Source organism: Streptomyces sp. NPDC093064 (assembly GCF_044754605.1).
Lineage (GTDB): Bacteria > Actinomycetota > Actinomycetes > Streptomycetales > Streptomycetaceae > Streptomyces.
On the sequence record NZ_JBIVPK010000014.1, the window covers coordinates 106595 to 120754 of the forward strand.

Annotated in this window: 12 protein-coding genes; 7 read left to right on the forward strand and 5 right to left on the reverse strand. The window is 71.8% G+C overall.

All coding sequences use genetic code 11. The features are described 5' to 3' along the window. Window positions 1–153: 153 nt before the first annotated feature. The gene (locus tag ACIQFZ_RS19160; protein ID WP_141366402.1) at window positions 154–729 is read left to right on the forward strand and encodes a SigE family RNA polymerase sigma factor; all 576 of its coding nucleotides are present in this window, start codon (window positions 154–156) and stop codon (window positions 727–729) included. 104 nt (window positions 730–833) lie between these two features. Then, a complete protein-coding gene (locus ACIQFZ_RS19165; protein WP_365429251.1) occupies window positions 834–1886 on the forward strand; it encodes a hypothetical protein in 1053 nt (350 codons plus the stop codon). Between the two features lie 7 nt (window positions 1887–1893). Here the strand turns inward: ACIQFZ_RS19165 and ACIQFZ_RS19170 are convergent, their stop codons facing one another. Then, entirely contained in the window at window positions 1894–2709 is an 816-nt protein-coding gene (locus ACIQFZ_RS19170; protein WP_402691746.1) for an SURF1 family protein, read from the reverse strand. A 201-nt stretch (window positions 2710–2910) separates the two neighbouring features. Between ACIQFZ_RS19170 and ACIQFZ_RS19175 the strand changes: the two genes are divergently transcribed. After that, window positions 2911–4743: a prolyl oligopeptidase family serine peptidase gene (locus ACIQFZ_RS19175; RefSeq protein ID WP_365429256.1), complete on the forward strand. Its 1833-nt coding sequence runs from the start codon at window positions 2911–2913 to the stop codon at window positions 4741–4743. An 88-nt stretch (window positions 4744–4831) separates the two neighbouring features. Here the strand turns inward: ACIQFZ_RS19175 and ACIQFZ_RS19180 are convergent, their stop codons facing one another. Then, window positions 4832–6472 carry a potassium channel family protein gene (locus tag ACIQFZ_RS19180; RefSeq protein ID WP_402691747.1) on the reverse strand — a complete coding sequence of 547 codons (1641 nt, stop codon included), beginning with the start codon at window positions 6470–6472 and terminating at the stop codon, window positions 4832–4834. Window positions 6473–6576: 104 nt separating this feature from the next. Between ACIQFZ_RS19180 and ACIQFZ_RS19185 the strand changes: the two genes are divergently transcribed. The 3 genes from ACIQFZ_RS19185 to ACIQFZ_RS19195 all read left to right on the forward strand — a co-directional run bounded on the left by ACIQFZ_RS19185 (window position 6577) and on the right by ACIQFZ_RS19195 (window position 8363). Then, window positions 6577–6822 (forward strand): hypothetical protein, encoded by a 246-nt coding sequence (locus tag ACIQFZ_RS19185; protein ID WP_402691748.1) that lies wholly within the window; start codon window positions 6577–6579, stop codon window positions 6820–6822. Between the two features lie 208 nt (window positions 6823–7030). Beyond that, window positions 7031–7600: a sigma-70 family RNA polymerase sigma factor gene (locus ACIQFZ_RS19190; RefSeq protein WP_365429259.1), complete on the forward strand. Its 570-nt coding sequence runs from the start codon at window positions 7031–7033 to the stop codon at window positions 7598–7600. A gap of 7 nt (window positions 7601–7607) precedes the next feature. Beyond that, window positions 7608–8363 carry a hypothetical protein gene (locus ACIQFZ_RS19195; RefSeq protein WP_383055768.1) on the forward strand — a complete coding sequence of 252 codons (756 nt, stop codon included), beginning with the start codon at window positions 7608–7610 and terminating at the stop codon, window positions 8361–8363. A 253-nt stretch (window positions 8364–8616) separates the two neighbouring features. On the opposite strand, the gene ACIQFZ_RS19200 is transcribed toward ACIQFZ_RS19195, so the two are convergent. The 3 genes from ACIQFZ_RS19200 to ACIQFZ_RS19210 form a co-directional block, all read right to left on the reverse strand. Continuing rightward, entirely contained in the window at window positions 8617–10665 is a 2049-nt protein-coding gene (locus tag ACIQFZ_RS19200; protein ID WP_383055770.1) for an ABC transporter ATP-binding protein, read from the reverse strand. Between the two features lie 250 nt (window positions 10666–10915). Continuing rightward, complete coding sequence (locus ACIQFZ_RS19205) at window positions 10916–11332, reverse strand: YeeE/YedE thiosulfate transporter family protein (protein ID WP_326803415.1); 417 nt, start codon at window positions 11330–11332, stop codon at window positions 10916–10918. Then, a complete protein-coding gene (locus tag ACIQFZ_RS19210; protein WP_383055772.1) occupies window positions 11332–12066 on the reverse strand; it encodes a YeeE/YedE family protein in 735 nt (244 codons plus the stop codon). The genes ACIQFZ_RS19205 and ACIQFZ_RS19210 overlap by 1 nt, the downstream gene beginning before the upstream one ends. Window positions 12067–13380: 1314 nt before the next feature. On the opposite strand from ACIQFZ_RS19210, the gene ACIQFZ_RS19215 reads away from it, so the two are divergent. Then, a complete protein-coding gene (locus ACIQFZ_RS19215; RefSeq protein WP_376652477.1) occupies window positions 13381–14124 on the forward strand; it encodes a Crp/Fnr family transcriptional regulator in 744 nt (247 codons plus the stop codon). The last annotated feature ends 36 nt before the right edge of the window (window positions 14125–14160 follow it).

Genomic DNA, 14160 nt, shown 5'->3' on the forward strand with positions numbered 1-14160 from the left:
CAACCTCGGTGGGGGGAGGCGTGTCCAACTGGCGTGGCAGAGGTTCTCGAGTTCACTCCCAGGCTCTTCGAGCGGGAGGTATCCCCAGCGGCGACCCGCGGCACCGCACTGCGGCCGCCTCGCGCGGCGCTGCGTCCGCGCGTTGCCGGCGGCATGCCGGTGATCGCGCCCATGCCCGCCGCGCGGCCCGCCCGCATACCCAGTCAGCGTGAGGCCGCCGAGGAGACCGTGGCGGCCGGTACCACCGTCGACCATCTCACCGAGACCTACCGCGCGCACTACCGCTCGCTGCTGGGCCTGGCCGCGCTCCTCCTCGACGACACGGCCTCCTGTGAGGACGTGGTCCAGGAGGCGTTCATCCGCGTCCACTCCGCCCGCAAACGCGTCCGGGATCCGGAGAAGACCCTCGCCTACCTGCGGCAGACGGTCGTCAACCTCTCCCGTTCGGCCCTGCGTCGCCGCATCCTCGGCCTGAAACTGCTGTCCAAGCCGATGCCGGACATGGCCAGCGCCGAGGAGGGCGCCTACGACCAGCTGGAGCGCGACTCCCTGATCAAGGCGATGAAAGGCCTCCAGCGCCGCCAGCGCGAGGTCCTGGTGCTGCGCTACTTCGCGGACATGACCGAGGCGCAGGTCGCCGAGACCCTCGGGATCTCGCTGGGCTCGGTGAAGGCGTACGGCTCGCGCGGCATCGCGGCGCTGCGGGTCGCGATGGGGGCGTCGGCATGAGGACGCACGACGAGGACCGCGACGACCGCGAGCCGGACGAACCCGGCGCTTCGCGCGAGCCGGAGCATCAAGAGCACACGCAATCGCACGCTGGGAACGTAACCGTGAACCACAGCCCCGACGAACTCGGCCCGGACGGGCTCGACTCGGACGAGCTGGAACTGCGCAGGATGCTGCACCAGGCGGTCCAGGACGTCGAGCCGCGGGACGGCACGCTGAACCACCTGCGGCGCGCGGTCCCGGCACGGAGGGCCCGCAAGCGGCAGGCCGTCGTCGGCATGGCGGCCGCGGCCCTGTTCGTCGGCTCCGCCATCCCCGCCCTCGTGCACGTGTCCCACACCGCCGACTCCGACGCCAACCCGGCCATCGCCGGGCAGGCCACCCAGGCCCAGGGCGGTACGAGCCAGGGCAAGGGCCCGGACGGCGGTGAGAGCAGCGTCGGCGGTTCCTCGGACAAGGCCGCCGGCGGGGGCACGGAGGACCGGAAGGACGACCACAAGGGCGGCCCGGACACGGCTGCCGACAGCGGACCCACCGGCGGTCCGGAAAGCCCCTCGGCCTCCTCCGGCAGCGACGCCCCGGTGTGCACGGCCGCCCAGCTCGGCCCCGCCACGGCCACCGCCGACGCCCCCGACTCGGCCGGTGTCGTCTACGGCACCTTCCACGTCACCAACGTCTCCGCCGGCAGTTGCCGGGTCGGCGGCTCCGGATCGGTGAGCACTCTCGCGCAGGGCGCGGCCGACGCCACCAGGATCACCGTGGTCGCACACACCTCCGGCGACGCGGCGGCGGAACTGCCCGACCCCTCCACCGAGGTGCCAGGACTGCTCCTGCCGTCCGGCTCGGCGTACGAGGTGAAGTTCGCCTGGGTGCCCTCCCAGACCTGTCCGACCAGCGGCGGCGGCAGCACCGGCGGCAACGAGACCGGCGGGCCCTCGGCCGACCCGTCCCCGTCCCAGGGCGCGAGCACCACGGGTGCCACGAGCACCGGCAGCGAGGGCGGCGCCAACACCCAGATGCTCCTGGCGGACGGCACGGCCGACGGCAGCGTCGTGGTCTCCCACACCCCGGAGGCAGGCTCGCCCTCGGCGTCGGTGACGGTGACGAACGCGTGTGCGGGGACGATCTACCGGACCGGGGTGCTCCCGGCGTCGTAGGGGCCGGTCAGGCGCCGGACGCGCCGCTCGACACGGGCGCCGGCACCGGGGCCTCGTCGGCCTCCGCGGGCGCCAGCCCCAGTTCCGCGTCCCGCAGGGCCTCCACCTCGCGGCGCACCAGCCGGAACCACATGAAGACCACGAAGCCGGCGAAGACGAACCACTCGCCGGTGTAACCGAGGTTCTGGAACGCCTTCAGGTCCAGCCCGGTGTTGTAGGGGGCCTTCGCCGGCACCGCCGTCATCCCGGGGTCGGCGTGGTTGAGGGTGACCCAGGCGTCGTACACGCCGTACGGCACGAGGTTCACCAGCGAGGCCGCGCTGATCGCCGCGGTCTGCCCGGACGGCAGTCCGCCCCGGGCGCTGACCCCGTTGTCACCCGGTGTCTCCGACGCCTGGAGCGCTCCGGTGACCGCGACCTCGCCCGTGGGCGGCGCCGGGACCCGGGCCGGGTCAGGGGTCCCCGGCAGCCAGCCGCGTACGACCGGCAGCGCCTTGCCGGAGTCGGTGCGCAGCAGCGTCAGCACGTAGTACCCGGGCTTGCCGTCCAGCTCGCGGTCCGGGACCAGCAGCTGATCGGCGTACCGGCCGGTCGCGGTGGTCTGCATGCCGGACGTGCGCTTGTCCACGGGCAGCAGCCGGTCCAGCGGGCGCGGCGCCTCCTCGCGGTAGGAAGCGGCCTGCTCGGTCGCGGTCCGGTGGTCCTGCACCCTGGCCTCGAACCGGCTCAGCTGCCAGGACCCCATGAACACGCAGAAGGGGATGGCGAGCAGCACGAAGACGTTGATGCCCCACCAGCGAGGTGTCAGCAGAAACCGGTACACGCCCTCAACGGTACGGTGCCGCACGCTCCGCCCCGGTCGCGGGGTCGGCCCTCAGGGGCGCCGGGTGGCCGGGACGCGGGGCGCCCGGCGGGTGGGAAAGGTGTGGAAACCGCAAGAGGATGCGAAGAGTCCGGGCGGAGTTGTCCACAGGCTGGGGAGACCGGTCGGCGATTTGTCGGCGGGACCGGGCAGTATGGGGTCATGACTGAGAGCAACGGGTCCGACTCGCCGCAGCAACTCGACCGGCGGGCACTCATCGAGGAGATGCCGGACTGGGAGAAGCGCTTCCGCGCGCCTCGGGTGTCCCTGCCCGACTGGGCGGAGGACGCGCCGGAGCGCTCCCTGTTCGTGTCGAACGCGACGGGGACGTACGAGCTGTACGCCTGGGACCGGGCGACGGGCGGTCAGCGGCAGGTCACCGACCGGCCGAACGGCACGACGGACGGTGTGCTCTCGCCGGACGGGCGCTGGATCTGGTGGTTCGACGACAAGGACGGCGACGAGTTCGGCGTCTGGCGGCGGCAGCCCTTCGAGGGCGGGGCCGACGAGGCGGCCGTGCCTGGCCTCGCGGCGTCGTATCCGGCGGGCCTCGCGCTCGGCCGGGACGGCCGCACGGCGGTCGTGGGGCGCTCGACGGACGACGACGGCACGACCCTGCACCTGGCCCGCGACGGCCGGGTGACGGAGATCTACCGGCACCGTGAGTCGGCGGGCGTGGGCGACCTCTCCCACGACGGCTCGCTCATCGCCCTGGAGCACACCGAGCACGGCGACGCGATGCACTCGGCGCTGCGCGTACTGCGCCCGGACGGCACGAAGGTCGCCGAACTGGACGACACCAAGGGCGGGACGGTCGAGCTCGGCCTCGAGGTGCTGGGCTTCGCCCCGGTCGACGGGGACACGCGGCTGCTCGTCGGCCACCAAAGACGCGGCCGGTGGGAGCCGCTGGTGTGGGACGTGGCGACGGGCGAGGAGCACGACCTGGCGCTCGACCTGCCCGGCGACGTGAGCGCCGAGTGGTGCCCGGACGGCGGCGGGCTGCTCGTCGTGCACGGCTTCGAGGCCCGCAGCGAGCTGTTCCGCTACGACCTGGCCACCCGTGAACTGACGACGATCCCGACTCCACTCGGCACGGTCTCCGGCGCGACCGCCCGCCCGGACGGCAGCGTGGAGTACCTGTGGTCCTCGGCGGCCGAGCCCTCCGCGGTCCGCTCGACGCACGGCGGGGTGGTCCTCGACCCGCCCGGCATGAAGTCCCCGGGGTCGGTGCCGGTGGAGGACGTGTGGGTGGAGGGCCCCGGCGGCCGTATCCACGCCCTGGTGCAGAGGCCCGCGGGCGCGACCGGGCCGCTCCCCACGGTCTTCGACATCCACGGCGGCCCCACCTGGCACGACAGCGACTCCTTCGCCGCGGGCCCCGCCGCCTGGGTCGACCACGGCTACGCGGTGGTCCGGGTCAACTACCGCGGCTCGACGGGCTACGGCCGGGCGTGGACGGACGCGCTCAAGCACCGGGTGGGCCTGATCGAGCTGGAGGACATCGCGGCGGTCCGCGAGTGGGCCGTCGGTTCGGGGCTGGCCGACCCGGCCCGACTGATCCTCACCGGCGGCTCCTGGGGCGGCTACCTCACCCTGCTCGGTCTCGGCACCCAGCCCGGCCTGTGGGCGCTGGGCATCGCGGTGGTCCCGGTCGCCGACTACGTCACGGCGTACCACGACGAGATGGAAGCGCTGAAGGCCATGGACCGCACCCTGCTGGGCGGCACCCCGGAGGAGGTGCCCGAGCGCTTCGAGGCCTCCTCGCCGCTGACCTACGTCGACCAGGTCGAGGCGCCCGTCTACATCTCCGCCGGGGTCAACGACCCGCGCTGCCCGATCCGCCAGATCGAGAACTACGTCAAGCGCCTCAAGGCACGCGAAGCCGTCCACGAGGTGTACCGCTACGACGCCGGCCACGGCTCCCTGGTCGTCGACGAACGCATCAAGCAGATCCGCCTGGAGCTGGACTTCGCGGAGCGGCATCTGCCGAAGTAGGGAAGCCGCGGGGCGCAGGAGGTCCAGGACCGCGCGTCCTGAGCCACCCGCGCCCCCCGCACCTCCTACGCTCCCTGGGCCCCCGTTCCTACGGTCCCTGCGTCCCCGGCCGCTCCCGCGACCTGCGGCCCAGCAGCTCCGCCAGACCGCGCCGGGTCGCCGCGAGCACCACCCGGTCCTCCTTCCGCAGGACATAGGTGCCGGGCAGGTTCCACACCAGATCCGAGGCCCGGCCCGGGTGCTCGCCCGCCGCCTCCGGTGCGGCCGGATCCCGCCGTTCGTCCGCGGTCATCCCCACGTCCAGCGCCAGCACCCGCCAGTACCCCGGCCGGAAGGCCTCCGCGAGCGTCCTGCCCTCCAGCTGCGGATGCCCGCCCACGTCCACGGACGCGAACAGCAGCACCCGCCGCTCCACCGGGATCGCCCCCAGGATCTGCCGGCCGAACATCGCGCCGGCGAACGCGGGCGCCGCCAGGTGCGTCACGCTCCGGCTGCGCGTCAGGGCGTTCGGGTGCGCGGCCCGCAGGGTGCGGTACACCGCGGTGGCGAAGTCGTCGTCGTACAGCCGCAGCACCACCCGCAGATCGGGGCGCACGGACCGCGCGTACAGCACCGCCTCCAGGTTCGTCGTGTCCGCGCTGGTCACGGCGAGAAGCGCGTGCGCGCGGTGGATCTTCGCGGCCTCCAGCACGCCCTCCTGCGTGACGTCCCCGAGCACCACCGGCACCCGCAGCCGCCGCGCCGTGGCCACGCCGCGCGCCTCCGGGTCCGACTCCACGCACACCACGGGAATGCGCAGCTCCCGCAGCCGCGTCAGCACCCGGGTGCCGATCTTGCCGAGTCCCAGCAGGACGACGTGCCCGCCGAGCCCTCGCGGCGGCCTGCGCAGCGCGGACGCCGACCGGAACGTGCCCAGCGCCTCGAGCACCGCAGCCAGCACCACCGGCAGCAGCAGCACACCCACCAGCCCGGTCAGCAGTTGCAGGAGCTGCCGTCCGACCGGTTCGCCGAGCGCGGGGTCGTCGATGGCGAACAGGTCGAGCAACGTCAGGTACACCGCGCCCAGCGGATGGACCCCGGCCACCACCCACAACGCCACCGCGAGCGCGAACACGCACGCCAGCAGACCCGCCACCGTCCACCGCAGCCGCCGCGAGAACAGCGACGTCAGCGGCGGTACGGCCGCCGCCACCACGCGCCTGGCGGACAGCGGCGCACCGGCGGCGTACGAGACCTGCTCCAGCACCACGGTCGCGCGCCCGGTGGCCGCCCGTACCGCCGCCTCGTCCGGCAGCAGTTGCGGCCGCTGGTCGCCGCTGTCCTCGGAACCGTCCGCGCCGGCCGGATCGCTGGTCGTCGCGGACAGCAGCGCCAGTGTGCACAGCCCGGGGTCGGCGACCTGTCCCGGCGCGGGCGGCGGCCGTTCCACCGCGCGCAGCAGCAGCCCGTCGGTCTGGACGACCTTGCTGGTGCCGACGACGGCACTGGCGGCCAGCGCGGGCGCGGCGGTGTCGGCGTCGGACAGCACGGTCGTGGACGCGTCGGCGCCCGCCGCGTGGTCGCCGCCGACCGCCAGCGCGGCGGTCTGGTCGAGGAGCTCCTCGATGTGCTGGCCCAGCCGCCGGTTGTACAGGCGCACCACGAGCCGCAGTCGCGGGTTGAGGCGGCGGGCGGTCAGGGCGGCGCGGATGTTGGTCTCGTCGGGCCAGCGCCGCCGCCCGCTCCACACCCGCGTCCGCGAGTACGGCCTCGGTCAGTTCGGCGGCCTCCAACAGCCGGTTCGCACCGGCGGGTGGGCCGCCCGCGGCACCGCCCGCGCCCCCGCCTGTGCCGTTGCCCGCGCCGCCGGCCCCGACTCCCGCCCGGTTCACGGCCGCGCTCACCACCCGGTCCAGCAGCGCCGACGCCGTGCGGGTGCGGCCCACCACCGGTGGCCGCACCGTGCGCTCGGAGGGCGGCACGACCAGCGTCACGTGCTCGCCGTACACCCCCCGCAACTCGGCGACCAACCGGTGCGCAAGCCCGTCGTCCCCGCACACCACCATGTGCACGCCCGTGCCGTCCGGCACACCACTCTGATACGGAACGCTCCCCACGAGGGAAGAGACTGCCGTACCGGGACGCGTGGTTCCACCATCGACCCGGCTCCCGCACGGTCACCGCGGGCCCTCTGCACGAAACCGCTCAGCGACAGAGCGCGCGGAGAGCGGTCCCGCGGGAGAATCGGAGCATGGGATTCCGTTTCGGTCGGGCAATCCCTGCGCGGGGATGGTCCGTATATACGGATGTGTCGAGAATCCGGTTCCCGGTGGGCCGGCTCCCGGACGAGGCTTTGCTGTCCGGGCTGGCGACCGGTGATCCGGAACTCGCGGTCAGTTTCGTACGCAGGTTTCAGCACCGGGTCTTCGGTGTCGCCGTCGCGGTCACCGGTGACCCCCAACTAGCGGAGGACATCTCTCAGCAGACATTCGAGCGGGCGTGGCGGCACGCGCAGATCTACGACTCGCGCCGCGGGTCGGTCACGACCTGGCTGACCACCATCGCCCACAACCTCGCCATCGACGCCGTACGGTCACGGCGTCAGGAGCCAGTGGCGCCGGAGGACCTCGACGCGATTCTGGACGTCGTCAGCGACACCCCCGAGCGGCACGCGCTGGCCGACGAGGCGTCGTCCCGGTTGCGCGCCGCCGTGGCTGAGCTGCCGCGCGAACAGGGCCGTGCCCTGGTGATGGCCGGCATCTACGGCATGACCGCCCAGCAGATCGCCGACTGGGAGCACATTCCGCTGGGCACCGCCAAGACACGGGTCAGGACGGCAATGGGGAAGCTGCGCACCACCCTCGCCTCCTTCCAGTGAGGCGACCATGGCCAGTGAGATCAGCTGCGAGAAGCTTCGCGAGATCGGCGCCGAGCTCGCGCTGGGCGTGCTGCCCGGCCGCGAGCGGGCCGGTGCCGTCGCGCACCTGGAGAGGTGCGCGGACTGCCGCGAGTACATCGGACAGCTGACTCTGCTGGGCGACCGGCTGATCGGGCTCCTGCCGGGCAGCGAGCCGCCGGTCGGGTTCGAGAGCCGGGTGGCGCAGGCACTGACGCAGCGGGCGGCGCACGACGGGCGTGCGCACGCCCGGGCGCCGGGCATCCCGCGTCCGGGCGTGCTCGGCCGGATACGGCCACGGGTCGCCGCCGCCGCGGGCGCGGTCCTCCTCGCCGTCGGCTTCGGTGGCTGGGCGGTCGGCACGGCGATCGAGTCCACCGTGGCCGGGCCCGCCTCGACCGCCGCCGTCGGGTCGGGCATGTTGTGGGGCGGGTTCACCTCCGCCGACGCGGCCGGAAAGCCGGCCGGCGAGGTCTACGCCCATCCCGGCTCCCCGGGCTGGATCTACATGAACGTCGACCTCGCCAAGACCGGCGCTCCCCACGAGGGCAGGGTCACCTGCCGGCTGGTGCGCAAGGACGGCACCACCATCCGCGTCGGCGACTTCACCCTGCACCACGGCCGCGGCTCGTGGGGCGGCCCGGCCACCATCGACCCCGCGAAGCTGGCCGGCGCGCGGGTGATCGCCCCCGACGGCACTGTCCTGGCGAGGGCCCACTTCGCCACGGGCGAGGAGACTTCCTGAGGGTTGCCGGTCAGGCCGGGCCACTGCCTTGCGATACTCCCTCACAGCCTGAACGGCGTGGGAGGTACCCCCGGCACCGGATGCCGCGAGCTTTCCGGCAAACCTTTCCGGTCCCGGTCACAGCACTAGAGCCAACCGGGCGGGCCGGGGCTGGAAGCCCTGTGCCCAGAGCCGTGACCAGTTCGGGGAGTGTGGGCCGGTCCGCCGGAGCCCGCGGGCAGCGGCGGCTCCACGGCCGTCTGCGTGACGGCGGTCATGACAGCACCGTGCCCTGCGACGGGGGCCCGGCGGACGAGGCCATGTTGTGCAGCCGGTGCAGCCGAGCGTATGTGCCGCCGCGCACGAACAGCTCGTCGTGGGTCCCGGACTCGGTGACCCGGCCGTGATCGAGCACCACGATCCGGGTGGCGTCGCGGACCGTGAGCAGGTTGTGGGAGATGACGATGGTCGTCCGGCCGGCCATGAGTCGGCGCAACGGGTCCATGATCCGGCGGCTCGACTGCATGTCCAGGCCGGTGGTGGGCTCGTCCAGGAGCAGTACGGGCGCGTCCCTGATCATCGCGCGGGCGATGGCCAGCCGCTGGCGCTGTCCGCCGGACAGTGTCTGGCCGCGCTGGCCGACCACGGTGTCGTAACCCTCCGGGAGCAGCCGGATGAACTCGTCGGCGTCCGCGGCGCGGGCCGCCTCCACGATCTCGGCGTCGGTCGCGTCGGGCCGGCCGTAGGCGATGTTCTCCCGCACCGTGCCGTGCAGGACCAGCGTCTCCTGCAGCACCACCGCGACGTTGTCGCGCACGTCGGACAGGAGCAGCTCCCGCAGATCGGTGCCGTCGAGGCGGACAGCGCCCTGGTCGGGGTCGTAGAACCGCAGTTGCAACTTGGCCACCGTGGACTTCCCGGCCCCGCTCGCTCCCACCAGGGCCAGGGTCTCGCCGGGGTGGACGTGGAACGACACGTCGGACAGCGCCCAGCAGGACGTGTCCGGATAGCGGAAGGACACGCCGTCGAACTCGACCTCGCCGCGCGCCCGGCCGATCCGCCGGGCATCCGCGGCCTCCCGGACCTCGGGCCGCTGGTCCAGCAGCTCCGCTATGCGCTCGGCGGAGGCGGAGGCGGAGTAGAAGGTGGCGCCGAGATGGGACAGGTCACGGACCGGGCTGTAGAGCTTGCCGATCAGCGCCAGGAAGACCAGCAGCCCGCCCAGTGTGAGGTGCCCCTGCGCGAGCTGCCAGGTGCCGAGCGCCATGACGGCGACGCCGCCGCACACCTCGATGAGCTCCACGAGCGGCTCGTAGACCGCCCCGATCCGCGTCGAGGCCATCGCGGCGTGGAAACGGCCCAGGTTCTCCCGCTCGAAGCGGCGCTGCTCCCAGTCCTGCCGGTTGTACGCCTGCACCAGGGTCATGTTGCCCAGCGACTCCTCGGCGACCGCGCTGAGCGAGCCGCTGCGGCGCCTGCGCTCGCGCGACGCCTGCTTGATCAGCCGCGAGAAGTGGACGGCGGCGCCCCAGAACAGCGGCACGATGACGATCGCGATGAGCGTGAGGTCCCAGCTCAGGTAGAAGAGCAGGCCGAGGAAGATGCCCAGCCGGACCACGTCGTAGAGCACGTCCACGACGCCCGAGAGCAGGAACGTTTCGACGGCGTCCACGTCCCCCGTGATCCGCGACAGCACGTCCCCCAGCCGCCGCCGTTCGAAGAACCTGAGCGACAGCCCCTGGAGGTGCCGGAAGACGTCGGAGCGCAGGGCGAGCAGGAAGCGTTCACTGACGTACGCGGAGGTCACTTCGTCGGCGAAGCCCAGGATGCCGCCGACGACGATGAGTCCGACATACGTCGGCGCGATCCAGACGAAGGGGTGGAGGTCCCGCGGGACGAGTACCTCGTCCACCATGACCTTGAAGAGCCACAGTTCGGCCGCGTCGATGACGGGCCCCGTCAGACTGAGCAGGACGAGCGGCAGAAGCCAGCGTCGGCGCCCGCTGGTATAGGGCCAGAAACGCCGGAAGATCTCGCGCGGCGGCAGCGGCGGGGCGGCAGCCACCACGTCGTCGGCGTCCGTGACCACGGACAGTAGACGCCTCAGGACATGCCGACGGAGCGGACCGGCTCCTTCGGGCACCGGTCCGCTCCGCTCCGTGTCGCTGTTAGTAGCGTCCACCGCGGCCGTAGCCTCCGCCGCGTCCGTAGCCGCCGCCACGTCCGTAGCCGCCGCCGCGTCCGCCGCGTCCGCCGCGTCCGCCGCGTCCGCCGCGTCCGCCGCGTCCGCCGCCGTGTCCGCCGCCGCCGTGTCCGCCGCCACCGCCGCGTTCACCGTAGTCCCGGTTCAGCGTGGGGAAGAGTGCGTTGAAGATCGCCATAATTCCTCCTGCTGGAACTTGTCTCTGAGTGGATACGTCCAAGACCGGGAATCGGATGGCGATTTAGGTCAAAACGCGGCAAACATCCTCGCTTCTCTGCCGGAGACCGCGCGAGGTCCCGCCGTTCCCAGTGACGGCGGGACCTCACGGTGCGCGGTGCGTCAGGACATGAGCACAGGCCGGTCGACCTGGTTACAGCCCGCAGGAGCCGCGGTCCAGGTGGAAGAAGCGGGCGTTGGCCCAGCGGCACAGCCAGATACCGACGGCGACGCCGGCGATGGTCACCAGGGCGGGCAGGTAACCGCCGGCGACCTGGATGATCGGGATAGCCGGGCAGCCACCCGAGATCGCCCACCCCGTACCGAACAACACCGCGCCGGGGATCACACCGGCGTGGATCCGCCCGGGGGTCCGGCGCACCCGCAGCAGGGCGAACGCGACCACGATGATTGCGACGGCGCCCGCGAAGGACAGGAACATCCGCAGGTCCTGGAAGGTGAACATGCGGTTCAGCTCGGCGTAGTCGCCGAAGCCGATGTTGGAGACCGTGAAGCCGAGGGCCAGTCCGGTGATGATGTTGGCCAGCAGAATCGCGCCCCGGGTACGCATCAGATCACCTTCCACAGGAGGAACGACACCCCGACGGCGGTGCCGAAGAACACGGCGGTCGCGACGATGCTGACCGGGCGCAGCCGGCCGCAGCCGTTCAGTCCGTGGCCGGAGCTGCACCCGCCGGCCAGCCGGGTGCCGAAGCCGACCAGCACGCCGCCGAGGAACAACAGGACGACCATGGTGATCGGATCGCTGGTGACCAGATCGCGGAAACCCGGGCCCATGTCGTAGCGGAGCTCGAACCGCCCGGACGCGAGCGACGCGATCAGTCCGCCCAGGAAGATCGACACCAGCAGGGCGGCCTGGGTGACCAGAGGGGCCGGGCGCTGGCTCGTGACCGAGGAACCCTCCGGCGCCACGGGTTCGACGTCCGGCGCCGGCGGCTGCGGTGCTGCGTACGGGGCCTGCCGGTCCGTGTACGGGTGCAGGTCCGCGTACGAGGCCTGCGGGTCCGCGTACGGGGGCTGGGACTCTGCGTACGGGGCCTGGGGCGAGGCCGGTGCACCGGGCAGCGTTCCGAAGTGCTCGGCGGTGGCCGCGGCGAGCGCTTCGGCGAGCTCCTGATCGTCGGCGAACTCGTCGTCCATCTGCTCGAGACGGCGTTCGCTGCGCCAGTGCAGCACACGGTCCCAGGCCGACGACACCCCGAAGGAACGATCGGTGGTGAGGGTGTAGTTGACGGTGACCAGAGCGAGCCCGACCGCGCCCGCCCACCAGGGCCAGTAGTTCATGCCGGACCTCTCATCCAGTCGGCGAGCCGACCCCACAAGCCGCGCTTCGCGCGGGAGGCCTGCGCCGTGTGCCGAGCAGGGCGGTTCGAGGGGTGGGGAGTCGGTGTGTGGGGTGACGGTTGGTAAGACGGGACCGGTGCCGGGTGCGGTGCTGGGGGCGGTGCCGCCCCGAACCAGGCCGTGCCCTCCGGTTGTCCGGGACCAGGTGACGCCGGCTCAGGCGGTCCGGCCGGTACCGGCCGGGACCACGCGTCGGGCTGCGGCTGCGGAGCCTGCCGGGGTGCCTGCGTGGGGTTGGTCGCGCTGGACCGGTTCGCACCGGCCGTGCCTTCGAGGTGCCGCGCGGTCGCTCCGTTGGGCAGCAGGCTGATCGGCACGCGCTCGCCGGTGAGCGACAACTGGTAGCGGGCGCAGTCGTGCCACTGGTCCGCGCTGTCGCAGTAGTAGTCGCGCCAACCCTGCAAGCTCGCCCTGAGCAGGGGGAAAAGCGGGCATCCCACGGCGTGCGAGCAACCCACGTTGCTCCCTCCTGACCGGCGCAGACCGCCCGTTCACAAGGGGGGTCGCCGTTTCCTGGTTCTTGTCCTTGCCGCGCCCGCTCGACGATCTCAATACGTCGGGGGAATATCGGCACAGAGCCGTATTGTGACTGCCAGTCACCGCGTTCAGCCGTGATGGAACCACTTCCCGGGTGCCCCGGGCAACCCGAACGAGTTTTCCGGCCGAACCGCTTGACATTGCTCAGTGAGCTGCGCCACGCGAAAGATCTGCTCGCCTGCCTCTGATGTCCGGATATTTGCCGGCCGACAGCGGGGCCTTTGATCGCGATTAGGTCTCATGATCCCGTCCAGTACGGGCCTGAGCCGGTCGTTTGTGGAGAGGGTGCGAATGTTCGACCAGGTTGTGGCGAGGGCGTGAATATTGCAGATCAGCCCGCCCTGAGGCAGCGCGGAGATCAATCACCGCTTAGTGAATGCGGGCCTCTTCCGGGCACTTCACCTGTATCCGACCGGAGGTCCGGACGAGAGAATTCGGCCCCCGCGAAGCTTTCCCGATCACCGAATTCTCGCGCCCGGTTTTTCGCTCAGGAGTTCGCCGAGGCGCTGCCGGATGACTCTTGGTGGGGCCTCGATCACCGACCGTCGAGTACTCCAGTGTGCCGGCGTGCGAAAGATCGCGATCAGGTCAATTTTTCCCCGCGTGTCGCATGCATGTTCGGTCGATTCTGGCTGAGAAGCAAGAAAACAGGCCACATCCCGTCCTGTCTGTTTGCCGGCCCTCGGCTCGACGGCAGCATGGTCAGGCTTGGGCGGCGTGCCGCGCCGCGGAGTGAGATCGTCGGGGGTGCTGGTGAATCACGCATGGCCGCCGTCCACATTTCTCGGCCGGTTGCGGGACGCGACGCGGGAAGAACTCCTGAGCCAGGGCACCCTGATGACCTATCCACCGCATCGCGCCCTGCTCCAGCAGGGCGACGAGAGTCGGCACGTCCTGTTGATCACGAGCGGAGTCGTGAAGATCGTCGCCAGCGCGGAGAGCGGTTACGACATGCTGCTCGCCGTCCGCATAGCGGGTGACCTGGTCGGTGAGATGGCGGCCTTCGAAGAGCGCCCCAGGTCCGGCACGGTGGTCGCGTGCAGTGACGTAACTGCGCGGATCATCCAGATGCGGGCGCTGGAGACCTTTCTCTCCCGCCACCCGGACGCCATGCGAGCCGTCCTTCACATGCTGTGCGCCCGGCTGCGCTGGGCCAACCGGCGACGGATCGACTTCCAGGCCTACGACTCGCTGACCCGGCTGGCCCGGGTCCTGGCCGAGTTGTGCCAGGGCTACGCCCAGCCCGCGCCGGACAGCGACGGCAGGCGGTGCGACCTCGGCGTGACGCTGACGCAGAGGGAGCTCGCGTCGCTGGCCGGCCTGAAGCTCAACACGGCCGAAAAGAGCCTGGCCACGCTGACAGCTCAGGGGCTGGTGGAGCGCAGTTACCGAAACATAACCATCTGTGACGTTCCGAAGTTGCTCGAATTCGCCAAAGTTGTTGCTGACAACCCGTACTGATACGGGATCACCTCACGCACTCTCTCCTAGCCTCTC